The organism is Bacillus aquiflavi, assembly GCF_019915265.1.
GTDB classification, from domain to species: domain Bacteria; phylum Bacillota; class Bacilli; order Bacillales; family Cytobacillaceae; genus Bacillus_BT; species Bacillus_BT aquiflavi.
Genome location: NZ_CP082780.1, coordinates 3,149,224 through 3,174,909, shown reverse-complemented (window position 1 = coordinate 3,174,909; position 25,686 = coordinate 3,149,224). Strand labels below are relative to the sequence as shown.

The 25,686-nt window shown below is 36.3% G+C and carries 21 protein-coding genes; 19 read left to right on the top strand and 2 right to left on the bottom strand.

The features are described from left to right. Positions 1-15: 15 nt before the first annotated feature. The 4 genes from speB to K6959_RS15365 all read left to right on the top strand — a co-directional run bounded on the left by speB (position 16) and on the right by K6959_RS15365 (position 3,538). The gene (gene speB / locus K6959_RS15380; RefSeq protein ID WP_163240901.1) at positions 16-888 is read left to right on the top strand and encodes an agmatinase; all 873 of its coding nucleotides are present in this window, start codon (positions 16-18) and stop codon (positions 886-888) included. Between the two features lie 252 nt (positions 889-1,140). After that, positions 1,141-1,584, top strand: coding sequence for a YwiB family protein (locus K6959_RS15375; RefSeq protein WP_223086939.1), 444 nt, complete (start codon positions 1,141-1,143; stop codon positions 1,582-1,584). After that, on the top strand, positions 1,581-3,251 hold the full coding sequence (gene argS, locus K6959_RS15370) for an arginine--tRNA ligase (RefSeq protein ID WP_163240905.1): 1,671 nt from the start codon (positions 1,581-1,583) through the stop codon (positions 3,249-3,251). Before K6959_RS15375 ends, argS begins: the two co-directional genes overlap by 4 nt. Positions 3,252-3,358: 107 nt before the next feature. After that, on the top strand, positions 3,359-3,538 hold the full coding sequence (locus K6959_RS15365; RefSeq protein ID WP_163240907.1) for a XapX domain-containing protein: 180 nt from the start codon (positions 3,359-3,361) through the stop codon (positions 3,536-3,538). Positions 3,539-3,582: 44 nt separating this feature from the next. Here the strand turns inward: K6959_RS15365 and cls are convergent, their stop codons facing one another. After that, on the bottom strand, positions 3,583-4,785 hold the full coding sequence (gene cls / locus K6959_RS15360) for a cardiolipin synthase (RefSeq protein ID WP_163240909.1): 1,203 nt from the start codon (positions 4,783-4,785) through the stop codon (positions 3,583-3,585). Positions 4,786-5,236: 451 nt separating this feature from the next. On the opposite strand from cls, the gene K6959_RS15355 reads away from it, so the two are divergent. The 10 genes from K6959_RS15355 to K6959_RS15310 all read left to right on the top strand — a co-directional run bounded on the left by K6959_RS15355 (position 5,237) and on the right by K6959_RS15310 (position 19,502). Further along, entirely contained in the window at positions 5,237-7,330 is a 2,094-nt protein-coding gene (locus K6959_RS15355) for a (Fe-S)-binding protein (protein ID WP_163240911.1), read from the top strand. 420 nt (positions 7,331-7,750) lie between these two features. After that, a complete protein-coding gene (locus tag K6959_RS15350; RefSeq protein ID WP_163240913.1) occupies positions 7,751-8,953 on the top strand; it encodes an acetyl-CoA C-acetyltransferase in 1,203 nt (400 codons plus the stop codon). 45 nt (positions 8,954-8,998) lie between these two features. Further along, positions 8,999-9,844 (top strand): 3-hydroxybutyryl-CoA dehydrogenase, encoded by an 846-nt coding sequence (locus tag K6959_RS15345; protein WP_262421806.1) that lies wholly within the window; start codon positions 8,999-9,001, stop codon positions 9,842-9,844. A gap of 46 nt (positions 9,845-9,890) precedes the next feature. Next, on the top strand, positions 9,891-11,027 hold the full coding sequence (locus K6959_RS15340) for an acyl-CoA dehydrogenase (RefSeq protein ID WP_163240917.1): 1,137 nt from the start codon (positions 9,891-9,893) through the stop codon (positions 11,025-11,027). 184 nt (positions 11,028-11,211) lie between these two features. After that, positions 11,212-12,351, top strand: coding sequence for an acyl-CoA dehydrogenase (locus tag K6959_RS15335; RefSeq protein ID WP_163240919.1), 1,140 nt, complete (start codon positions 11,212-11,214; stop codon positions 12,349-12,351). 103 nt (positions 12,352-12,454) lie between these two features. Then, the gene (locus tag K6959_RS15330) at positions 12,455-13,108 is read left to right on the top strand and encodes a TetR/AcrR family transcriptional regulator (RefSeq protein WP_223088409.1); all 654 of its coding nucleotides are present in this window, start codon (positions 12,455-12,457) and stop codon (positions 13,106-13,108) included. A 3-nt stretch (positions 13,109-13,111) separates the two neighbouring features. Further along, positions 13,112-16,372: a fused isobutyryl-CoA mutase/GTPase IcmF gene (icmF, locus tag K6959_RS15325; protein ID WP_223086936.1), complete on the top strand. Its 3,261-nt coding sequence runs from the start codon at positions 13,112-13,114 to the stop codon at positions 16,370-16,372. A gap of 417 nt (positions 16,373-16,789) precedes the next feature. Next, complete coding sequence (locus tag K6959_RS15320) at positions 16,790-16,966, top strand: hypothetical protein (RefSeq protein ID WP_163240889.1); 177 nt, start codon at positions 16,790-16,792, stop codon at positions 16,964-16,966. 166 nt (positions 16,967-17,132) lie between these two features. Then, complete coding sequence (rpoE, locus tag K6959_RS15315) at positions 17,133-17,633, top strand: DNA-directed RNA polymerase subunit delta (protein ID WP_163241055.1); 501 nt, start codon at positions 17,133-17,135, stop codon at positions 17,631-17,633. 264 nt (positions 17,634-17,897) lie between these two features. Continuing rightward, positions 17,898-19,502, top strand: coding sequence for a CTP synthase (locus tag K6959_RS15310; protein ID WP_223086934.1), 1,605 nt, complete (start codon positions 17,898-17,900; stop codon positions 19,500-19,502). A 102-nt stretch (positions 19,503-19,604) separates the two neighbouring features. Here K6959_RS15310 and K6959_RS15305 read toward each other — a convergent pair whose 3' ends face one another. After that, positions 19,605-20,132, bottom strand: coding sequence for a DUF2529 domain-containing protein (locus tag K6959_RS15305; RefSeq protein WP_163240925.1), 528 nt, complete (start codon positions 20,130-20,132; stop codon positions 19,605-19,607). Between the two features lie 259 nt (positions 20,133-20,391). On the opposite strand from K6959_RS15305, the gene K6959_RS15300 reads away from it, so the two are divergent. From K6959_RS15300 to glpX, 5 genes are all read left to right on the top strand, one after another. Further along, positions 20,392-20,763 (top strand): response regulator, encoded by a 372-nt coding sequence (locus K6959_RS15300; protein WP_223086932.1) that lies wholly within the window; start codon positions 20,392-20,394, stop codon positions 20,761-20,763. A 198-nt stretch (positions 20,764-20,961) separates the two neighbouring features. Further along, a complete protein-coding gene (locus tag K6959_RS15295) occupies positions 20,962-21,825 on the top strand; it encodes a class II fructose-bisphosphate aldolase (protein WP_163240929.1) in 864 nt (287 codons plus the stop codon). A gap of 121 nt (positions 21,826-21,946) precedes the next feature. Then, a complete protein-coding gene (fsa, locus tag K6959_RS15290; RefSeq protein WP_163240931.1) occupies positions 21,947-22,597 on the top strand; it encodes a fructose-6-phosphate aldolase in 651 nt (216 codons plus the stop codon). A 600-nt stretch (positions 22,598-23,197) separates the two neighbouring features. After that, positions 23,198-24,484, top strand: a complete 1,287-nt coding sequence (locus K6959_RS15285; protein WP_163240933.1) for a UDP-N-acetylglucosamine 1-carboxyvinyltransferase — start codon at positions 23,198-23,200, stop codon at positions 24,482-24,484. A 138-nt stretch (positions 24,485-24,622) separates the two neighbouring features. Next, entirely contained in the window at positions 24,623-25,588 is a 966-nt protein-coding gene (glpX, locus tag K6959_RS15280) for a class II fructose-bisphosphatase (RefSeq protein ID WP_163241057.1), read from the top strand. The last annotated feature ends 98 nt before the right edge of the window (positions 25,589-25,686 follow it).

Here is a 25,686-nt window from a genome sequence, read left to right as displayed (position 1 = left end):
AGGGAGAGATTTTTAATGCGATTTGATGAGACTTATTCTGGAAACGTGTTTATAAAGAGTTATCCAAATTATGAAGATAGTCAAGCGGTATTATACGGAATGCCGATGGACTGGACGGTTAGCTATCGACCGGGTTCACGGTTTGGACCAACACGTATTCGTGAGGTTTCAATCGGATTAGAAGAGTATAGTCCATATTTAGATCGTGAATTAGAGGAAATCAAATATTTTGATGCTGGTGATATACCGCTTCCTTTTGGCAATGCTGAACGTAGTTTACTTTTAATTGAACAATTTGTCGATAAAGTTTTAGCGGATGGTAAATTTCCATTTGGGATTGGTGGGGAGCACTTAGTTTCATGGCCTGTGATTAAGTCAATGTTTAAAAAATTTCCAGACTTAGCTGTTATTCATATGGATGCCCATACAGATCTTCGAGAGGATTATGAGGGTGAGCCTTTATCTCATTCAACACCGATCCGAAAAGCAGCAGAGTTAATTGGTCCGAACAACATTTTTTCCTTTGGGATACGTTCTGGAATGAAAGAAGAGTTTCAATGGGCAAATGAAGTAGGCTTGTCAATTGCAAAATTTGAAGTGTTAGAGCCTCTAAAGAAGGTGTTACCGAAACTAACAGGGCGTCCAGTTTACGTTACGATTGATATTGATGTATTAGATCCTGCTCATGCTCCTGGAACTGGAACGGTGGACTGTGGCGGTATAACGACAAAAGAGTTACTCGCTGCTATTCACGAAATAGCCCATAGTAACATAAACGTTGTTGGAGCAGATTTAGTTGAGGTTGCCCCTATTTATGATCATTCTGAGCAAACGGCAAATACTGCGAGTAAGCTTATTAGAGAAATGATTCTCGGCTGGGTTAAATAATTCGAATAAACAACCTTTAAAAGATCGCCTCCTTTATTTAAAAGGATAGGCGTTTTTTTGACATAATCAGCATAGCTAACAGGCGTATATAGGGTTTAATAAGTCTAAAAAACTTAACATAACCTTTTAAAATTATTTTTTTATAGAGGGTTAATCTATCTCTATTTTTATCGATGCCACAATATGTTGAACTTTTTAAAAATAATCTTTATACTAATAAAGTTAAGCAAATTAAAAAAGGATGTGTTGCCGTTGTCAAACCGTTCAGCGGAACAAATGCCTGTTAAAATAAAAATAAAAACTACAATTTGGAATGAGGAAGGGAAGAAAACTGCCGAGTTTATTACTTTTGGCAAATATATAAAAAAGGAAAATACTGCCTTTCTCCAATACGATGAAGTTCAGGAACAAGGGAAAATAAACACAATTGTAAAATTGTCGAATAATAAACTGTTCATTATGAGAAGCGGTGCTGTAAAAATGAAACTGCTTTTTAGACAAGACAAACAGCTTAGTGGACTGTATGATACCCCTTATGGAAAATTAACAATGACAACATTAACAAAGCGTCTTGATTATTTTCATGATATGCAGAAATCCGTTGGAAACATCGAGTTACTATATGATTTAAACGTACAAGGTTCACGGGCAGGTACATATCATTTGTTGATAACGTATACGGAGGTATTGAAATGAATATTGTAAATCAAGTTCAGGAAAAGCTAAAGCAAGAAATTATGGAAGCTGTATTAAAAGCTAATCTTGCAAATAAAGACCAAATACCTAATATTATTTTAGAAACTCCAAAAGATAAAACAAATGGAGATTATTCAACAAACATGGCAATGCAGCTGACACGAATTGCTAAGAAAGCGCCAAGGGTCATTGCAGAAGAGATTGTCAACCATTTTGATAAAACAAATACGTCAATCGAAAAAATTGAAATTGCAGGACCGGGATTTATTAATTTCTATATGAATAACAGCTATTTAACAGAATTAATTCCAATTATTCTTCATGCAACTGACCGTTATGGCGAATCAACTGTCGGAAAAAACGAAAAAATTCAAATTGAATTTGTTTCCGCAAATCCAACAGGTGATTTGCACTTAGGACATGCTCGTGGTGCAGCCGTTGGCGATTCTTTATGTAATATTTTAACTAAAGCAGGGTATGATGTTTCTCGAGAATATTATATAAATGATGCTGGAAACCAAATAAACAATTTAGCTCTTTCTGTTGAAGTACGCTATTTTCAAGCCCTTGGTATCGAAAAGGACATGCCAGAGGATGGTTATCATGGTTCAGATATTGTTGAAATAGGAAAAACACTTGCAGCAGAGTTTGGCGATAAATATGTGAAAGTTAGTGAAAAAGACCGGTTTGAATTTTTCCGTGAGTATAGCTTAAAGTATGAAATGGAAAAATTAAAGAAGGATTTAGAAAGTTTCCGCGTCAACTTTGACGTTTGGTTTTCAGAAACTTCTTTATATAAAAATGGAAAAATTGATAAAGCGTTAACAGCTTTAAAAGAGAATGGTCACATTTATGAACAGGATGGGGCAGTTTGGTTTCGTTCCACCGCATTTGGAGATGACAAAGATCGTGTTTTGATCAAACAGGATGGATCATACACATATTTAACTCCAGATATAGCTTATCATAAAGATAAGCTTGAACGTGGTTTTACAAAGCTTATTAATATTTGGGGCGCTGATCATCACGGTTACATTCCTCGAATGAAAGCTGCTATAGAAGCGTTAGGTTATAGCAGAGATGCATTAGAAGTTGAAATTATTCAGCTCGTTCATCTGTATAAAAATGGGGAAAAAATGAAAATGAGTAAACGTACTGGTAAAGCAGTTACGATGCGCGATCTTGTTGAAGAAGTAGGGTTAGATGCAGTCCGCTATTTCTTTGCAATGAGAAGTGCTGATACTCATATGGATTTTGATCTTGATTTAGCTGTATCTCAATCAAATGAAAACCCGGTATATTATGCCCAATATGCTCATGCTCGAATTTGCAGTATATTGCGTCAAGGAGAAGGACAAGGTATTGTTGTTGACAAACAAGCTGATTTTTCTCCTCTACAATCAGAAAAAGAAATAGATGTCTTAAAAAAGCTTGGGGAATTTACAGAGGCAATTGAAGAAGCTGCACAAAAGCGAATTCCGCATCGGATAACAAACTATATTTTTGACTTAGCCTCTGTTTTTCATAGCTTTTATAATGCTGAAAAAGTGCTTGATCTTGAAAATCGAGAAACGACATTAGCGCGTCTTGCTTTAGTAAAAGCCGTTCAAGTAACATTAAAAAATGCTTTAAAGTTAATTGGTGTTTCCGCTCCAGAACAAATGTAGTAGTAAAAAAGCTGACTCATCTCTGTTGAAATTCCACAGTTATTGAGATCGGCTTTTTATTTATATTTGGGTGTAACAATAGAAGTGGCTCAACATAGGAGGCAGTTATGAAAGAAATTATTCTTGCATTAATCACAGGTTTGATTGTCGGCTTTTTATTTGCTCTATTCAAGTTGCCTATTCCTGCACCACCTGCCTTAGCTGGTGTAGCTGGAATTGTTGGAATTTATTTAGGATTTAAACTTTTCACCTTAATCGCTCCATGGGTGCAAAATTTTTTGAAATAAAACCTCCTCATATAGGAAGAGGAGGACTCTCATTTATCGGAGAACTATAGGAAATGAGAGATAGCCGAAGCAAAAGCTTCTTTAAATGTTTGAAAAACATTCGTTTGCTTTAATTCCTCTATTGTCAATGCTTTTGATTCTCTAATATCTTTTTGGATTACTTCTTCTACTTTTTTGATAAAATCTTGACTAAAAATATAACAATTGATCTCATCATTTAAATAAAAACTGCGTTTATCAAAATTTGCAGTTCCGATATTACAAACTTGGCTATCAATTAACATTACTTTTGCATGATAAAATCCATGTGAGTATTGAAAGATTTTCGCCCCATTTTTTAATAATTCACGGAAATAAGAAAGAGACGCATCTTTTACAATAATATGATCTGATTGATAAGGAACAAGAATGGTTACATTTATCCCATTATTTAAAGCATTTATCAAATGAGCTAAAATACGTTTACTTGGAATAAAATACGGTGATCCGATAAAAATAGACTTTTTAGCTTTCTTTATTAGCTCTGAATAAGTATGCTCTAAAAAAATTCCTTCTGAAGAGATAAATTGATGTTTTGTTTCTCCTATATTTAAATATGGGAAATAGCTTTTTGTATCGCTTATCTTACTCTTTGTTGCTCTAATCCAGTCATTCATAAATTGTTTTTGTAAATCATGGACACCTTCACCATATATTTTTAAATGATAGTCTCGCCATGGATTTAACTTCGGATCTTCGTTTATGTACTCCTTTCCAATATTATAGCCGCCAATATATCCTACTTTCCCATCAATAACTGTGATTTTTCGATGGTTTCTTTGATGCATTGTATAAAAGAAAAATGGTGCTTTTGGAACATGACAAAAAGAAAAACGAACTCCTGCATTTCTTAATTCATATATTTTTTCTCGGGAAACTTTTATACTTCCTAACCAATCTAAAAGTAGGCGGACTTCGATACCGGCTAACGCCTTTGTCTTTAATATATTGAGAAATTCATTACTGATATGGTCGTTTTTTACAATATAAAATAAAATATGAATATGATTTTTAGCATTTTTAAGTTCATGAAAGAGATCTTTAAATAGTTCTATTCCATCAGTATAAAGATAAATATCACTTTGGCGTATCGGAAACTCTTTTTTCAACCCACTTGCAAGATGTTTTTTTCTTCCTAAATAATAATCGATCGACAGCCAAAGAGTGAAAATAGTTAAGATGATTATCATTGTAAAAAGAATTTTCATCGGTGCCTTCCCCTCCAAATGAACCAAATCTTTCAAGTTTTCGATAATAATTTGTATTATTTTGGAAATAATTATTTTTTTGTTATCAAATTTGAAATTATGCTGTATTATGATATTAATTAGCTAGCAGTTCTCTTAAATTCTTGTAAGAAGTAAGTTTGAAGCAATCTATATGAGCGATTGAAAGCGCTTGCCAATCCGGACTGTCATTGGTAGCTTTAAAAGAATGCAAACATTTGTAACAGTTTGGAGCACTAAAAAGTATTACCTTATAAAGTTTCTCCTATCTATTTGAAATAAAATCATTAAAAAATTAGGAATAAAAATTATTTAATAAAAGATGTTGACTGAATGCTCATTCATAATATAATAGAATTAAGAATTAAAATTCAGAATATTTTTTTGTTTTAAAAGGAAAACGGCTACAATTTTTTAGAAGGGGGCAACAGATATGAACGGTTTGTTATGGATAAACTTGATTGCGTTTTTACTTGTAACTATTTACGCAGTTAGTTTGTTCGTCTATTTAGTAAAAACAAGGATACAATTTATTAAGCTCGGAAAAAAGGTTGAGTTTGATAAAGCAGTAAAAGAAAGACTTAACAAAATATGGGTAATGGTTTTCGGGCAGAAAAAGTTGTTAAAGGATAAAAAGAGCGGGGTGATACACGTTATGCTCTTTTACGGTTTTATTCTAGTCCAATTTGGGGCAATTGATTTTATTTGGGCTGGGATTAAACCAGGTTCTCATTTACCTTTAGGACCGTTATATCCTGGATTTACATTTTTTCAAGAACTTGTTACTTTAATGATATTAATTGCTGTTTTTTGGGCATTTTATCGTCGTTATATTGAAAAGCTTGTTCGTTTAAAGCGTGGCTTTAAATCGGGACTAGTTCTTATTTTTATTGGCGGCTTAATGCTTTCTGTTCTGTTAGGAAACGGAATGAATATTATATGGCACGAACAGGACCTTTCGTGGACAACTCCTGTTGCTTCTTTAATCGCTCTTGCGTTTTCATGGATAAGTGAAACAGGGGCAATCGTTGTTTATTATGTTGCATGGTGGATTCACTTACTGTTTCTTTTAGCATTTTTAGTGTACATTCCTCAATCAAAGCATGCGCACTTAATTGCAGGACCAGCAAATGTGTATTTTAATCGTCTTGAAAAACCAGGGAAACTCACAAAGATTGATTTTGAAGATGAAACACAGGAGACATTTGGAGTAGGGAAAATTGAAGACTTTACGCAATTACAGTTGATTGATTTATATGCTTGTGTAGAATGTGGACGTTGTACGAATATGTGTCCAGCTACTGGAACAGGAAAGATGCTTTCTCCAATGGACTTAATGTTAAAACTGCGTGATCATTTAACAAATCATGGTGCAGCGGTAACTTCAAAGCAGCCTTGGGTACCAACGTTTGCTTTTGCTAATACACAAGGAAATCAATTAGCACTTGCCGCCGCTGGAAAAGGTGCAGAGGAAGCAGCTGCAACGTTAAATTATAACCCAAGCTTAATTGGAGACGTTATTACAGAAGAAGAGATTTGGGCATGTACGACTTGTCGTAACTGTGAAGATCAATGCCCAGTAATGAATGAGCATGTTGAGAAGATTATTGACCTTCGCCGTTACTTAGTCTTAACGGAAGGGAAGATGGATGCTGATGCTCAGCGGGCGATGCAAAATATTGAGCGTCAAGGAAATCCATGGGGCTTAAATCGAAAAGAGCGTGAAGATTGGCGTGAGGCTCGTGAAGATATCGTTGTTCCAACAGTAAAGGAATTAAAAAAGAAAGGCGAAGAGTTTGAGTATCTTTTCTGGGTAGGTGCTATGGGGTCTTATGACAACCGCAGCCAAAAGATCGCTCTATCATTTGTTAAATTACTAAATGAAGCAGGTGTGAAATTCGCGATTCTAGGTAATAAAGAGAAAAATTCAGGTGATACACCTCGTCGTTTAGGGAACGAATTTTTATTCCAAGAGTTGGCTACGAAAAATATTGAAGAATTCGAAAAGAATGGTGTTAAAAAGATTGTGACGATCGACCCGCATGCATATAACATTTTTAAAAATGAATACCCTGATTTCGGATTAGAAGCGGAAGTATATCATCATACAGAATTACTTGCCGAACTGGTAAAAGAGGGAAGATTAGTTCCTCAATTTGAGGTCAACGAAACAATTACATTTCACGATTCTTGTTATTTAGGACGTTACAATGAAGTATATGACCCTCCACGTGAAATTTTAAAATCAATTTCAGGAGTAAAGCTAATAGAAATGGAGAGAAATCGTGATACAGGTATGTGTTGTGGTGCTGGAGGAGGTTTAATGTGGATGGAAGAGGAAACAGGCCATCGAATTAACGTTTCTCGTACAGAGCAGGCACTTGCCGTTAACCCTTCAATCATTAGTTCAGGCTGTCCATATTGTTTAACAATGTTGTCTGATGGAACGAAAGCTAAAGAAGTTGAAGAGACAGTTCACACTTATGATGTAGCTGAAATTCTTGAAAAAGCTGTTTGCGGGGGATAATCAAATCATTTCTATCACTAAATAGCCTCGATAAGCACATTTATGGTCTTTGAGAGGCTAGCTCCCCTTTACTAAATCCAAATTACAAATTGTCCAAGAAGTTTGAAAGTACTTGTCAAAAGTTTGGAGAATGATCTTAATTGATTGGAAATTTTAAAAAATTTGCTGAATTTTAAGTAAAATGATTCAATTTCTACTATTTTTAAAGTACAATAAGTTTATACAGTTAAATAAAGCGTTTACAGGGTGTGTTTTTTCTAGTGGGAAACTGCTTTTTACTATATTTAAAAAGGGTGTACGCCCTTTTTCTTTCGCCTTGTTTTGAGCGAGCGTTCAGTCGTAGACTTAATAAAAAAACTGCTAGAAATTTTGGATATGATAACGCGAAACAACTGTTATGACTGGAAAGGGAGAGTGTGAATGACAAAAACAAAAACGGTCATTTTAAGTGGCGCTAGAACACCTTTTGGTAAATTTGGAGGCGGATTAAGCAGTTTAACAGCATCCCAACTAGGCGGGATTGCAGTTAAAGAGGCATTAAAAAGAGCGAACCTTTCAGGGGATAATGTTGGAGAAGTTATTTTAGGTACAGTTTTACAAGGAGGGCAAGGTCAAATTCCTTCACGTCAGGCTGCAAGATATGCTGGCTTGCCTTGGGAAGTGAAAACAGAAACGGTAAATAAAGTATGTGCATCTGGAATGCGAAGTGTAACCTTGGCAGATCAAATTATTCGTTTAGGAGACGAAGAAGTGATCGTGGCAGGTGGAATGGAATCAATGAGTCAGTCTCCTTACTATATACCTAAAGCCCGCTGGGGACTGCGAATGGGCGATGCATCTGTAAAAGATTTAATGATTCATGATGGTTTAAGTTGTAGTTTTACAGGTGTTCATATGGGGACGTATGGAAATAAAGTAGCTAAAGAAATGGGTATTAGTCGCGAAGAACAAGATCAATGGGCATTTCAAAGTCATGAAAGGGCACTTAAAGCAATTGAATCTGGCAAACTAGCAGAAGAGATTGTTCATGTGGAAGTACCGCAAAGAAAAGGTGATCCCATTATTGTTGCTAATGACGAAGGACCGCGAAAAAATACGTCTATTGAGAAGCTTAAAAAGCTACCTTCTGTTTTTGGCACAGATGGGACTATCACGGCTGGGAATGCACCAGGCATCAATGATGGAGCAGCTGCACTTACGTTAATGAGTGAAGAGAGAGCAAAGCGTGAAGGAAGAAAGATAGAGGCTACTATTTTAGGTCATGCGGAGATTGCCGTCGAAGCTAGTGATTTCCCAAAAACACCTGGTTTAGTCATAAACAAATTGCTTGAAAAAACAGGGAAAAATGTAGAGGATATTGACTTGTTTGAAATTAATGAGGCTTTTGCCACTGTTGCCCTTGCAAGTAGCAGAATAGCCAATTTAAATCTTAACAAAGTAAATGTTAATGGTGGTGCCGTTGCCCTTGGTCATCCAATTGGTGCAAGTGGAGCTAGGATTATTCTAACGCTTATATACGAATTAAAACGACGTGGCGGTGGAATTGGAATTGCATCAATATGTAGCGGCGGCGGTCAAGGTGATGCAATAATGATCGAAGTTCCAAAACAAATTGAATGTTAAAAGTCATGTTTTTAAATGAGAGAGCGGAAACGGAGGAAAGTAATGATGGAAAAAGTGATGGTTATTGGAGCAGGTCAAATGGGCTCCGGAATAGCTCAAGTTTGTGCCCAAGCGGGTTATCATGTATTACTAAATGACTTAAAAGAAGACTTTATTGAGCGGGGTCTTGGCATAATAAATAAAAATTTATCCCGGCAAGTCGAGAAGGGTCGAATGAATGAAGAGCAAAAAGATCAAGTTTTAAGTAATATTACAGCTTCAACAACTTTAAACGATGCTAGCAATGTTGATATTGTCATAGAAGCAGCAGTGGAAAATATGAAAGTAAAAACAAACATTTTTGCAGAGCTGGATAAAATAGCTCCGCAACATACAATATTAGCTAGCAACACGTCTTCACTTCCAATTACAGAAATTGCTGCGGCAACTAACCGGCCAGATCAAGTAATTGGTATGCATTTTATGAACCCAGTTCCGGTCATGAAGCTTGTTGAAATTATTCGTGGACTTGCAACAGCTGATGAAGTGTATAAAAAAATAGAAGAAATGACAAAGACGTTAAATAAAATTCCTGTTGAAGTAAATGATTTTCCTGGCTTTGTGTCCAATCGAGTACTTATGCCGATGATTAATGAAGCAATTTATACTTTATATGAAGGTGTGGCGTCAAAGGAAGCTATTGATGAAGTGATGAAGCTCGGAATGAATCACCCAATGGGTCCGTTAACTTTAGCAGACTTCATCGGTCTAGACACTTGTTTTTATATTATGGAAACTCTTCATGAAGGATTTGGGGATGATAAATATCGCCCATGTCCACTGCTACGTAAATATGTTAAAGCAGGTTGGCTAGGACGTAAGGCGGGACGGGGCTTTTACGAATATAACTAGAAATTTATAAAACCTCTTTTATGATTAGTGCCTCGGAGGGATAAAAATGAACCTTAAGTTTACAGAAGAGCAAGAAATGATGCGAAAAATGGTTCGGGATTTTGCCCAAGGTGAAATTGCTCCGTTTGTTGAAAGAATGGAACAAGGAGAATTTCCTAGGGATATTCTACACAAAATGGGTGATCTCGGATTAATGGGTATCCCTATACCAGAGAAATACGGTGGTTCCGAAATGGATTTTACCTCGTACATTATTGCAATTAACGAACTTTCTAAAGTAAGTGCAACTGTTGGGGTAATCCTCTCGGTGCATACATCGGTGGGGACAAATCCTATTCTATATTACGGAACAGAAGAACAAAAGAAAAAATATGTTCCAAAGCTGGCCTCTGGTGAATATTTAGGTGCTTTTTGTTTAACAGAGCCCAGCGCTGGTTCAGACGCTTCAAGTTTAAAATCTCGTGCTGTTAAAGATGGGGACCATTACATCTTAAATGGGTCAAAAATATTTATTACAAATGGTGGAGAAGCAGATATTTATATTGTATATGCACAAACAAATCCTGCGGCTGGAAGTAAAGGGATATCTGCATTTATTGTTGAGAAGGGAACACCAGGGCTTATTTTTGGAAAAGATGAATATAAAATGGGTCTTCATGGTTCGAGAACTGTTCAGCTTACATTTGAAGATATGCGGATACCGAAAGAAAATTTGCTAGGAGAGGAAGGACAGGGCTTTAAAAATGCCATGGCGAATTTAGATGTTGGCAGGATTGGAATTGCTGCACAATCATTAGGTATTGCCGAAGCTGCTTTTGCCGAAACAGTAAACTATGCAAAAGAGCGCCATCAATTTGGACGTCCAATCGCTTCTCAACAAGGAATTGCGTTTAAGCTAGCAAATATGGCAACAAGTATCGAAGCAGCTAAACTATTAGTCTTTCGTGCGGCGGACTTACGGTCAAAAGGCTTAAAATGCAGTAAAGAAGCTTCAATGGCAAAGCTCTTTGCCTCAAAAACAGCTGTAGAGGTAACAACTGAGGCAATCCAAATTTTTGGGGGATACGGTTATACGAAAGATTATCCTGTCGAACGTTTTTTCCGTGATGCGAAAGTGACAGAAATATACGAGGGAACAAGTGAAATTCAGCGGTTAGTTATTAGTAAGCAGCTGCTACAATAAATATTAAGTTTACTTGTATTTCAGCATTTGCGAAAGAGATAGAACTTCTTGTTCATCAGCTTAAAAACAGTTTTATAATTGTTTCTTAATTTTGGGGGTTGTAAAAAGGCTATTTTAATAGTAAAAAAACATCAAATGCCCAATGGCGACAAAGGTGTTAACAAATAAAAAGGCGGGGATTATAATGAATTTTAAATTAACAGAAGAGCACGAAATGATTCGTAAAATGGTAAGGGATTTTGCAAAGAATGAAGTTGCGCCAACGGCTGCTGAAAGAGATGAAGAAGAGCGCTTTGATCAGTCAATTTTTGATCAAATGGCTGCACTTGGTTTAACGGGAATTCCATGGCCTGAAGAGTACGGTGGGATCGGCAGTGATTATTTAGCATATTGTATCGCAGTAGAAGAACTTTCAAGAGTTTGTGCATCGACTGGAGTAACACTTTCAGCCCATACATCTCTAGCTGGCTGGCCAATCTTTAAGTTTGGAAATGAAGAACAAAAACAAAAATATTTAAAACCGATGGCACAGGGAGAAAAGATTGGAGCATATGGTTTAACAGAACCAGCTAGTGGATCTGATGCAGGAGGAATGAAAACGACAGCTCGCTTGGAAGGCGATCATTACGTTCTAAATGGTTCAAAGATTTTTATTACTAATGGAGGAATCGCTGATATTTATGTCGTGTTTGCTTTAACTGACCCTGAGAAAAAGCAAAGAGGAACGAGTGCGTTTATTGTTGAAAAAGACTTCCCTGGTTTTTCAGTCGGGAAAAAAGAAAAGAAACTAGGAATACGTTCATCTCCAACTACAGAAATTATCTTTGAAGATTGTAAAGTTCCGAAAGAAAACTTACTTGGAGCTGAAGGAGATGGATTTAAAGTTGCGATGATGACACTTGATGGCGGGCGAAATGGAATTGCTGCTCAAGCTGTTGGTATTGCTCAAGGAGCGTTAGATGCTGCAGTAGAATATGCAAAGGAACGCCAACAATTCGGTAAACCAATTGCTGCTCAACAAGGAATCAGCTTTAAGCTTGCTGACATGGCAACTCAAATAGAAGCAGCAAGATTATTAACGTATCAAGCAGCATGGCTTGAATCAAAGGGGCTTCCGTACGGAAAAGAATCTGCAATGTCAAAGCTGTTTGCAGGAGATACTGCAATGAAGGTAACAACTGAGGCAGTTCAAATATTTGGCGGTTATGGTTATACGAAGGATTATCCGGTAGAGCGTTTTATGAGGGATGCAAAAATAACACAAATATATGAAGGAACTCAAGAAATTCAACGTCTCGTTATCTCACGTATGTTGACAAAATAGTTGAATCTATAAAAGTATTTCATAATGAAATAGAAAAGGTATTGGCGGAGGAGCTCTTCCGCCTTCTACTATATGGAGAAATAAAAGGCGGTTAGATGAAATGGTGAAAAAACGAGAGGTGCATGCTTCTGTAAAAGACGAACGTCTTGTAAAAAAACGACGAAATGAAATGATTAAAGGAGCCGTTTCTCTTTTTAAAGAGAAAGGTTTTCATAGGACTACAACGAGGGAGATTGCTAGAGCATCAGGTTTTAGTATCGGAACATTATATGAATATATTCGTACTAAGGAGGATGTTTTATATCTTGTTTGTGACAGTATCTATGATGAAGTACAGGAGCGTCTTAAAAAGGCGTTAGATACGAATAAAGGGACAATCGAGAGCCTGGAGCTTGGAGTAGCTAATTATTTTAGAGTAATGGATGACATGCAAGATGAAGTTCTCGTTATGTATCAAGAAGTAAAGTCGCTTACAAAGGACGCTCTTCCTTACGTATTAAGAAAAGAACTTGAAATGGTCGGAATGTTTGAAAACGCAATCAAACGCTGTGTAGAAAATGGGGAATTACAGTTATCTGAACAAGAAGTAAAAATGATTGCTCATAATATCTTCGTCCAAGGCCAAATGTGGGGCTTCCGTAGATGGGCTCTGCACAAGCTTTATTCAATTGAAGAATATATTGAATTACAAACGAGTCTGCTTATGAAAGGAATAAAGGGGTCTTCAGCAGAAAAAAGACAAAGGGGAGAAGAATAAAAGATGAAAACTGTTTATACACCGAAGAATCATATTCGTTTTGTTACAGCTTCAAGCTTGTTTGATGGACATGATGCTTCAATTAATATTATGCGCCGTATTATTCAAGCAAGCGGTGCCGAAGTTATTCACCTTGGTCATAATCGTTCCGTTGAGGAGGTTGTGAATGCAGCTATACAAGAAGATGTTCAAGGAATTGCAATCTCTTCCTATCAAGGGGGACATGTAGAATATTTTAAATATATGTATGATCTCTTAAAAGAAAGAGGTGCGCCGCATATTCGTATATATGGAGGCGGCGGCGGGGTTATTATTCCAAAAGAAATAAATGAGCTTCATAATTATGGAATTGCGAGGATTTTTTCTCCTGAAGACGGGAGAGCCCTTGGTTTACAAGGAATGATCAACTTGATGCTTGAGGAATGTGATTTTCCTACTGTTTCACAAGATTCTGGTGAGCAATTAGAAAAGCTTCAACAGGGAAATGTAAATACAATTGCAAAATTAATTACTTTAGCTGAGAGCCAAGTAGATTCAAATAATGAGGCAGCTGCAGCTGTTGAAACAGTTTTACAGCAAATAAAGGAAATAGAAAGATTAGTCCCTGTTATGGGAATTACTGGAACAGGCGGTGCGGGAAAAAGCTCCCTAACAGATGAACTCATTCGTCGGTTTTTAAGTGAGATTCCAGATAAAAAAGTTGCGATCCTTTCAGTTGACCCGACTAAGCAAAAAACAGGCGGTGCTTTACTAGGCGATCGAATCCGTATGAATGCAATTTTTTCTCCTCGAGTTTATATGAGAAGCTTGGCAACTAGAAAATCAAAAAGTGAGCTTTCATTAGCAATAAAAGATGCTATATCTGTCGTAAAGGCAGCAAACTTTGATCTTATCATTGTTGAGACAAGTGGAATTGGTCAAGGGGATGCTGAAATAACTGAAATTTGTGATTTATCAATGTATGTGATGACAAGTGAGTTTGGAGCCCCTTCCCAGCTTGAAAAAATTGATATGATTGATTTTGCTGATTTAATCGTTATTAATAAATTCGAACGAAAAGGTTCAGAAGATGCAAAAAGGCAAGTTTCTAAACAATATCAGCGCAGCCATGAGCTATTTGATCTTGAAATTGAACACATGCCAGTTTATGGAACGATCGCTAGTCAATTTAATGACCCTGGAACGAATGCGTTGTTTGCAGCACTTATTGAAAAAATAAATGAAAAAGCGGGGAAGAATTGGTCTGCTTCATTTTCAAAAAATGTAATTGTTGAAAAACAAAATGTCATTATTCCAAATGATAGACGCTATTATTTACGGGAAATTTCCGAAACGGTTAAACACTATCATAAAAAAGCATATGAACAATGTGAAATAGCACGAAGATTGTTTCAATTAGAAGGCACAATTGACTTAGTTAAACAGAACGAAAAAGGAAAACAAATGCTTGATGCACTGGAAGCTTTAAAAAAGGAGATCGAATCAAAGCTATCTGAGGAATCGAAAAAAATATTAGAAAGCTGGGAAGTATTAAAGGAAAAATACTCTTCAGATCAATTTGTCACAAAAATTAGGGATAAAGAAATCATTACCGACTTAAAGATAAAAAGCCTTGCAGGTCTTAACATACCTAAAGTAGTGCTACCAAAATATAAAGATTACGGTGAAATTTTGCGATGGGTTTATCATGAAAATGTCCCAGGAGCATTTCCATATACTGCCGGAGTCTTTCCGTTTAAACGGAAAGGTGAAGATCCTAAGCGTCAATTTGCCGGAGAGGGAACACCTGAAAGAACGAATCGCCGTTTTCATTATTTATCGAAATCGGATCCTGCTAAACGTCTTAGTACTGCTTTTGATTCAGTCACTCTTTATGGGGAGGATCCAGATCACCGGCCGGATATTTATGGGAAAATTGGTGAAAGTGGTGTAAGTATTTGTACTCTTGATGACATGAAGAAGCTATATGCTGGATTTGATTTATGTCATCCATCTACTTCTGTCTCAATGACAATAAATGGACCAGCTCCAATTATTTTAGCGATGTTTATGAATACTGCAATAGAGCAACAGGTCAGTAAGAAGGAAGAAGAATTGGGACGTAAGCTTACAGCTGAAGAGTTTCTAAGTGTAAAGGATTATACTTTACAAACGGTGAGAGGAACAGTCCAAGCGGATATTTTAAAAGAAGATCAAGGACAAAATACCTGTATCTTTTCAACAGAATTTGCTTTAAGAATGATGGGAGACATTCAACAATATTTTATCGATCATAAAGTCCGGAATTATTACTCAGTATCAATCTCTGGCTATCACATTGCTGAAGCAGGTGCGAATCCGATTACACAGTTAGCATTTACATTAGCAAACGGATTCACATATGTAGAATATTATTTAAGCAGGGGCATGGATATCGATGACTTTGCACCGAACCTGTCATTTTTCTTTTCGAATGGTCTAGATCCCGAATATACTGTAATTGGTCGTGTTGCGCGTCGTATTTGGGCTACTGTTATGAGAGATAAGTATGGTGCAAATGAGCGAAGTCAGAAATTGAAATATCATGTTCAAACATCTGGAAGATCACTACATGCTCAAGAAATTGACTTCAATGACATACGGACAACGTTGCAAGCACTTATGGCATTGCAGGATAACTGTAATTCTCTTCATACAAATGCCTATGATGAAGCAATTACAACACCTACAGAAGAATCAGTCCGTCGTGCCATGGCCATTCAAATGATTATTACGAAGGAACATGGTTTAACGAAAAATGAAAATCCGCTCCAAGGTTCATTTATTATTGAAGAATTAACTGATCTTGTTGAAGAAGCGGTTTTACAAGAATTTGAACGTTTAAATGATCGCGGCGGGGTTCTTGGAGCAATGGAAACACAATATCAAAGAGGTAAAATCCAAGACGAGTCGATGCACTATGAAATGAAAAAGCATTCAGGTGAGTTGCCGATTATCGGTGTAAATACGTACTTAAATCCGAATCCGGCTTCAGAAGAAGAGGTAAATAACATGGAGCTTGCTAGAGCAACTACTGAAGAAAAAGAATTGCAAATTAATAACTTGCGCGCATTCCAAGAACGAAACAAAGATAAAGTAGATGAAGCTTTAAAAAGTCTAAAAAATGCTGCGGTGAGTGGCGGAAATATATTTGCAGAGCTTATGGAAACTGTAAAAGTAGCAAGTCTAGGTCAGATTACAAGTGCACTTTATGAAGTTGGCGGACAATATCGACGTAATATGTAATAAGATATTAAACGCTCGTCTATAATAAAACGGCTTGTAGCAAATTGCTATAAGCCGTTTTTAAAAATAGGCATGTTAAATCACTCTGTTGATTTATCTAACGATATGAAAAAAGGAGAAAGCAGCTTTCTTTGAGATTGTAGACGAAGTCGAGTTTCAGACTAAGTTGAAAGCGAACTTTTTTTCTCATTTTATATCGTTAGAACAAATGAACAGAGCCAATGAATAAAATACACGCTAAAAAAGCCGATCGGTTAAAGATTTTATCTAGTGTAAAGCGATTTCGAGTTTTGAAGAGATGGAAAGTTTCCAAGTAATAAAAAAACTTAAAAATTTATTGTTAATTTTTAACGAAATATTTTCCGTTTTCCTTTATAATCGTACTAAACGATTATCCAAATCAGGATGTGAAAATTTTTGAAACGGGCTATTATCATTTTTATTGTGTTAATTGCAATTCTAGGTTATCTTTATAAACGACAACTTGGAGCTATTGCTTTTTTGTTGTTATCAATCTTCTTTTTTATACTGGCATATTATCAAATATTTAGTCGAACAAAGAAGGAAAAAAAGGATAGCTTAAATAAAAAATAAAAAACTGAGAATTGAACTAGCATAAACAAATTGATTTTGTTTATAATGAAGAATATCTATTTTGGGAAAAAATTTTTATTCATAAATAAATCGCTTACATAAGAGTGTTTAATAGAGAAAGGGAGTGCGTGATTTGAGCCAATACACTAAGGAACAACTAAGGGAGATGGCATTAATTGAAGTTGCCTATCATCAGTTAAAAAATAAAAAACAAGCAGTTTCTTTTCAAGAGATTATGGTTGAACTAAAAAAAGCTCTTGGTTTTACTGAACAGGAGGTAAGAGCAAGGATTTCACAATTTTATACAGACTTGAATGTTGATGGACGATTTATCTCATTAGGGGAAAATCGCTGGGGATTGCGAAGCTGGTATCCAGTAGAGCAAACTGACGATGATACCATTACTCTTATAAAGCCAAAGAAGAAAAAGAAGGCGAAAAAAGCAATTAAAGAAAACGATTTTGATGAATACGAAAATTTTGATGAAGACTTTGATGATGTCGATGTTTTTGATGACGAAGAAGATGATGAGGAACTTCTTGATGATGAAAAAGAAAAGGAATTATTTGACGATGACCTAGATGAAGAGTTGCTCGAAGAAGATGAAGATTTTGATCTTGAAGAAGAGATAGAAGATGATGACTTTGATGAAGAAGATGAAGAATAACCATCATCTATATTGGTCTTGTAGCAATCCGAGATGATGATAAATAATCATCTTGACTTTTCTATCTTCTGCTTGTAGAATCATGTTTGGGCTCCTTAAAAAAAGGAACGATAAAAATAATGATGATAACGCTCCCTGATTTTTAGCGGGGCGTTTTTTATTTTTTGCTCCAAAGGATTATTTTAAAATAATAAAAAAAATCTGTAATGAACAGTCTTTAAACTAGGGCTAACATGTACAAACTGATGAAGAGGGGGCATCCAAATGACAAAGTATATTTTTGTGACGGGTGGTGTAGTATCGTCACTTGGAAAAGGGATAACAGCAGCGTCGTTAGGCCGATTATTAAAAAACCGTGGTTTAAATATTACAATTCAAAAGTTTGATCCATACATTAACGTAGATCCGGGGACTATGAGTCCATATCAACACGGGGAAGTTTTTGTAACAGAAGATGGAGCAGAAACAGATTTAGATTTAGGCCACTATGAACGGTTTATTGATATTAATTTATCTAAATATAGTAATATTTCGACGGGTAAAGTATATTCTTCTGTATTAAAGAAGGAACGTCGTGGTGATTATAACGGAGGCACAGTTCAAGTAATCCCTCATATTACAAATGAAATAAAAGATTGGGTTTTTCGAGCTGGGAAAGAAACAAATGCGGACGTAGTTATTACTGAAATTGGCGGTACAGTTGGTGATATTGAATCATTACCATTTTTAGAAGCTATTCGTCAAATAAAAAGTGATGTAGGCCGTGACAATGTGATGTATCTCCATTGTACACTCGTTCCGTATATTAAAGCGGCAGGGGAAATGAAAACGAAGCCGACGCAGCATAGTGTAAAGGAATTACGTAGCTTAGGTATTCAACCTAATGTAATTGTGGTGCGAACTGAAAAGCCGATTTCACAAGACATGAAAGATAAAATTGCATTATTTTGTGATATTGATAAAAAGACCGTTATTGAGGCTTGTGATGCAGATACTCTTTATTCAATTCCTCTTACTCTTCAAGAACAAAAACTTGATCAGATTGTTTGCGACCATTTAAAAATTGTTTGCAACGAAGCTGATATGACTGATTGGAAGGAACTTGTTGACAAAGTTAGTCATTTATCAAACAAGACAACAATTGGTTTAGTAGGTAAATATGTTGAACTGCAAGATGCATACATTTCTGTTGTCGAGGCACTTAAGCATGCAGGCTATGCTTTTGATACTGAGGTAAATATTAAATGGATTAATTCAGAATACGTTACAAAGGAAAATATTGGAGAACTATTAAAAGATGTAAATGGGATTGTTGTTCCTGGTGGTTTCGGTGACAGAGGTATTGATGGGAAGATTGAAGCAATTCAATATGCTCGTGAAGAAGAAAAACCATTCCTTGGTATTTGTTTAGGAATGCAGCTAGCAACAGTTGAATTTGCCCGAAACGTATTAGGCTATAAAAATGCTCATTCAACTGAATTCGATCCTAATACAGAACATCCAATTATTGACACCATCTCTGGCAAAAAAGAAGTAGAAGATTTGGGGGGAGCTCTTCGTTTAGGACTATACCCTTGTAAATTAACAGAGGGAACAAGAGCATATCATGCATATAAAGACGAAATAATTTATGAACGTCATCGTCATCGGTTTGAGTTTAATAATTTTTATCGACAAGCGATGGAGGATAAAGGTGTTATTTTTTCTGGGACAAGCCCAGATAATCATCTCGTTGAAATGATTGAACTTAAGGATCATCCTTGGTTTGTTGTAACTCAATTCCATCCGGAATTTACATCACGGCCAAATCGGTCACAACCGTTATTCCACGATTTTATAGAAGCGTCTATAAAAATTAATGACAAATAAAAAGATTGTTAACATAAAAAGCCTTATCCGAATTAAAAAGGATAGGCTGTTTATGTTTAGTGCAGAGGCATCTTTTTATCGTTGAGAAAGCAATTAATTTAATTACATATTATATTCAGCGAGTATTTCATCTATTGTAAACTTTAAAGCGTGATAGATAAACAAAGCTGCAATTGATGAAGGAAAACAAATACGTTTTCCTTCATCACTAGGTAGAAGTCCTTTTATTACATTTGTATTAATATGTACATCTGCTATAGAAGCTAAGTCATCGACAGCATTCAATGCTCCTGAAATAGCGACGAATGGAATCTGCTCCTTTTGAAGTTGTTTTGCAACTTGAATCGTTTTACTGTCAGTTGAAAAACGGGAAATGAGAAGTACTCGGTCTGCTTTAGATAATTTACCTGTTTCCCTAAATGACAAGGGTTTACTGTTTTTTAACGGTTCTTCTCCTTTTGTTGCTTCAGCACAAACTGCAATCATCTCCTCTGTGCCATGAATATAAATATAGCCTTCTCCAATAACAGCTTGAGCTAGTAGTCTTGCACCTTCTTCGATGGATAAACCTTCCTGATTGTTCACCTTAGAAAATAAACCTGAAAGTTGGGTTGAAAACATTTTTAACAAATTTATAACTCTCCTTTTCTAATTGATCTTTTGATTAGGTTAATAAATATACAAATAATTACATAGAGATAAAAGAAATTTATTTTAAATGTAAAAATATAGCAAATAAAAAGAGTTGTGAAGGATTTTTCATATATTAGATCGAATTTAGTATATGGAGAACTAGTAGGGGGGAATTTTCCTTGATAATCTTTAATTTTTAAGATAGAAACAAATATAGTGAGGCACTATTCTATCATAAAAGAAAAGAGGTGGCTATATGAAAGGGAAAATATTAATTGTAGACGATCAATTTGGGATTCGAATTTTATTAAATGAAGTATTACAGAAGGAAGGTTATGAGACGTTTCAAGCGGCCAATGGAGTACAAGCATTAGAAATATTAAATAAATATTCTCCAGATCTTGTTTTACTAGATATGAAAATCCCTGGAATGGACGGAATTGAAATTTTTTTAAGAATGAAAGTGATTGATGACGATATCCGTGTCATTATTATGACTGCTTATGGAGAGTTAGATATGATTCAAAAGGCTAAAGACCTAGGAGCTTTAACGCATTTTGCAAAACCATTTGATATTGATGATATTCGTGCTGCTGTTAAAAAATATTTACCTGTCAATTCTAAATAGGATTTCTTTAATTTTTTAAAATAAGCGATGAGTGTTGTTTCATTTATAGAACGAATTGTGAAAAAGTTGTACGATAAATAGCAATTCTTTTTTCGTTTTGGTATGATACAAGTGATTTGTTAAGAGATAGTCATTTTTCAAGATCGCAAAATTAAAGTGGATATTGGAAATGATGACGACAATTAAGGAGGAAGAAGAATGCCTTTAGTTTCTATGACCGAAATGCTTAACAAAGCCAAAGCGGAAGGCTATGCAGTAGGACAGTTTAACTTAAATAATCTTGAATTTACGCAAGCAATCCTTCAAGCAGCTGAAGAAGAACGTTCACCAGTTATTTGCGGTGTTTCTGAAGGTGCTGGTCGTTATATGGGTGGTTTTAAGACAGTTGTTGCAATGGTAAAAGCGTTAATGGAAGAGTATAATATTACTGTTCCGGTAGCAATTCATCTTGATCATGGGTCAAACTTTGTAAAATGCGCAGAAGCTATTCATGCAGGCTTTACATCAGTGATGATCGACGGCTCGCACCTTCCGTTAGAGGAGAATATTGCGATTACAAAAAAAGTAGTGGAGCTTGCTCATATCCATGGTGTTTCAGTTGAGGCAGAGCTTGGTCGAATCGGCGGACAAGAGGACGATCTTGTAGTAGATAATGCAGAAGCGATGTATGCTATCCCGTCTGAATGTGATCGCCTTGTTCGTGAAACAGGTGTAGATTGCTTTGCTCCCGCATTAGGTTCAGTTCATGGGCCATATAAAGGTGAACCGAAGTTAGGCTTTGACCGTATGGAAGAAGTAAAGAAATTAACAGGGGTACCACTCGTACTCCACGGGGGAACAGGTATTCCTACAAAGGATATTAAAAAGGCGATTTCTTTAGGTACAGCAAAAATTAATGTTAATACTGAAAATCAAATAGCCTCAACAAAAGTTGTAAGAGAAGTATTAGCTGAAAAAGTGGACCTTTACGATCCGCGAAAGTATTTAGGTCCAGCACGAGATGCGATTAAAGAAACGGTTAAAGGGAAAATGCGCGAATTTGGTTCTTCTGGAAAAGCGTAATCCTTTTGTTATTATAATGACAACAACATGAAACCGCCTAAATTAATAAGGCGGTTTCAATTCATTTCAATAATCTTGATTTTTTTCTATCTTTAAGAACAATAGAATGGAGGAATGTAAAATGAAATTTTTTATTGATACAGCTAATATTGAGGAAATTCGTGAAGCTTATTCATTGGGGATTTTATCTGGGGTTACAACTAATCCTTCGCTTGTTGCCAAGGAGAATATCTCTTTTCATGATAGACTTAAAGAAATTTCTTCACTAGTACCTGGTTCAGTTAGTGCAGAGGTAATTGCTCTTGATGCCGAAGGGATGATTAAAGAGGGTAAGCAGCTAGCGGCGATCGCACCGAACATTACGATTAAAGTACCAATGACACCTGATGGTTTAAAAGCTGTACACGCTTTTTCAAATGAAGGAATAAAAACAAATGTAACCTTAATTTTTAGTGCCAACCAAGCATTGCTTGCTGCAAGGGCAGGAGCATCATATGTATCTCCTTTTCTAGGCCGTCTTGATGATATTGGACATAATGGACTAGAACTGATCTCAACTATTTCCGAAATATTTAAAACTCATCATATCGACACAGAAATTATTGCAGCATCAATTCGTCATCCACAGCATGTGACAGAAGCCGCTTTACGGGGTGCCCACATTGCTACAATTCCTTATAAAGTATTAAATCAGCTATTTAAACATCCATTAACAGATAAGGGAATTGAAACGTTCCTAGCCGACTGGAATGCCAGCTCACAAAAAAGCTGAACCGACTGCCCAGCGGCGACAAGCACTGAAACTTCTGTCGGAAAAGTCCAGCGGACTTTGCCAGAAGAAGTGAAGTGACCTCGAGCCGCTAGGAGGAGAAGCTAGAATAAAAAAAAAAGCTGAACCGACTGCCCAGCGGCGACAAGCACTGAAACTTCTGTCGGAAAAGTCCAGCGGACTTTGCCAGAAGAAGTGAAGTGACCTCGAGCCGCTAGGAGGAGAAGCTAGAATAAAAAAAGCTGAACCGACTGCCCAGCGGCGACAAGCACTGGAACTTCTGTCGGAAAAGTCCAGCGGACTTTGCCAAAAGAAGGCGAAGCTACAATTCTTATTGTGAAAAATTGGTTTTATCTTATCGATATGATTTTTTGATATAATTTAAAAGATCTATATGAAAAAATTTATGATTAACGTACATGAATTTTTAATTTTCGTGTAAACTAATAAATAGACATAATGTCGGAATATGTTTATTCAAAATGGAAAATATTGCCTGATTTAACTTGATTATATTAAAGCAAACCTTGTTAAACTGTGTACATACTTTCTTAATAGCCAGTGCAAATCATTTGTTAATCTCAGCTGGGAAGGGAGTCAAAAATGGAAAAGCTTAAAATTGCAGGAGGGTATTCGTTAAAAGGAACAGTCCGAATCAGTGGTGCAAAAAATAGTGCTGTTGCCCTTATTCCGGCTACAATTTTAGCTGATTCGCCTGTAACAATAGAGGGTTTACCGGAAATTTCAGATGTTGGGATTTTAAAAAATTTACTTGAGGAAATAGGCGGAAAGGTTCAGCTTTCGGACGGGGAAATGACAGTTGATCCAACTTCAATCATTTCGATGCCGTTGCCAAATGGAAAAGTAAAGAAACTCCGGGCCTCTTATTATTTAATGGGGGCGATGCTCGGTCGATTTAAAAAAGCAGTCATCGGTTTGCCGGGAGGCTGTCATTTAGGGCCAAGACCAATTGATCAACATATTAAGGGATTTGAGGCATTAGGTGCAAGCGTAACGAATGAACAGGGGGCTATTTATCTTCGGGCGGATGAGTTACGTGGAGCACGGATTTATTTGGATGTTGTAAGTGTTGGTGCTACAATTAATATCATGTTGGCAGCGGTTCGCGCAAAAGGGCGTACCATTATAGAAAATGCTGCCAAGGAGCCAGAAATCATTGACGTAGCCACTTTATTAACAAATATGGGAGCAAAAATTAAAGGCGCTGGGACAGATATTATTCGGATTGATGGAGTCGATGTTTTACATGGCTGTAGACATACAATTATTCCTGATAGAATTGAAGCAGGAACTTACATGATATTAGCTGCAGCAGTAGGAGAGGGGATTTTAATTGATAATGTAATCCCTCAACATTTGGAATCTCTTATAGCTAAACTCCGTGAGATGGGTGTGCGTGTAGAAACAAGTGATGATGAAATTTTCATTACAAGTTCCAATAAACTCACAGCAGTAGATATTAAAACTCTTGTTTATCCCGGCTTCCCTACAGATTTACAGCAACCTTTTACAGCACTTTTAACAAAAGCTGCAGGCTCTAGTGTTGTAACTGATACAATTTATGGTGCAAGGTTTAAACACATTGATGAGTTGAGAAGAATGAATGCGGATATTAAAGTTGAAGGAAGATCAGCGATTATTAACGGACCAATAAAACTTCAAGGTGCAAAGGTGAAGGCAAGTGATTTACGAGCTGGAGCAGCATTGGTAATTGCTGGATTGATAGCTGAAGGAATTACAGAGGTAACAGGGATTGAACATATTGATAGAGGCTACAGTCATATAGTTGAAAAACTAAATGGTCTAGGGGCTACAATTTGGCGAGAAAAATTGACTAAAGAAGAAATTGAACAATTAAAAAATGCTTAAAAGTTAAATTAGCATATATAATTTGATTTGTTAAGACTAGAAGGCAGAGGGATGACATATAAGTTTCCCAATCCTTTTCGAACAACTTATGAGAATAAAAAAGAACAGATAGGAATAACTTGGGAGGCGCAAGAACTAATGGAAAGAAGTTTATCAATGGAACTCGTCCGAGTAACAGAGGCAGCTGCAATTAAATCAGCCCGATGGATGGGACGCGGAAAAAAGAATGAAGCGGATGATGCGGCTACTACTGCAATGAGAACTGTATTTGATACAATACCGATGAGGGGAACAGTAGTAATCGGCGAGGGAGAAATGGATGAGGCTCCAATGTTATATATTGGAGAAAAACTCGGAACTGGACAGGGACCTCAAGTTGACGTTGCAGTTGATCCATTAGAAGGAACAAATATTGTTGCTTCAGGTGGTTGGAATGCGTTATCTGTTTTAGCTGTTGCTGATCACGGCAATTTGCTTCATGCACCAGATATGTATATGGATAAAATTGCCGTTGGACCAGAGGCAGTAGGTCAAATTGACATCAATGCCTCAGTTCAAGATAACTTAAAATCTGTTGCAAAGGCGAAAAATAAAGATATTGAGGATTTAGTGGCAACTGTTCTAAATCGGCCTCGCCATGAAAAGATCATTGCAGAACTACGTGAAGCTGGTGCACGAATTAAGTTGATTGATGACGGAGATGTCGCTGGAGCCATAAATACTGCTTTTGATCATACTGGTGTTGACATTTTATTTGGGCTAGGAGGGGCTCCAGAAGGGGTTATAGCTGCAGTAGCATTAAAATGTCTAGGCGGTGAAATTCAAGGTAAGTTAAATCCTCAAAATGATCAAGAAGTTGAAAGATGCAAAAAAATGGGCTTGGATCTTAATAAAGTATTGCGGATGGAAGATCTCGTAAAAGGAGATGACGCTATATTTGCCGCTACAGGTGTTACTGATGGGGAGCTTTTACGAGGAGTACAATTTAAAGGAACCTACGGTTTAACATATTCAGTTGTGATGCGGGCAAAGTCTGGAACAGTTCGCTTTATTGATGGTCGTCACAGCTTTAAAAAGAAACCAAATTTAGTAATTAAACCGTAAAAAAATAAGCTCCTTGCCTTCAAACTAAGGAGGAAAGGAGCTATAAAAAGTATAATTTTAAAAAATATAGTTGATTATTATTATATCAACAAGGTAAA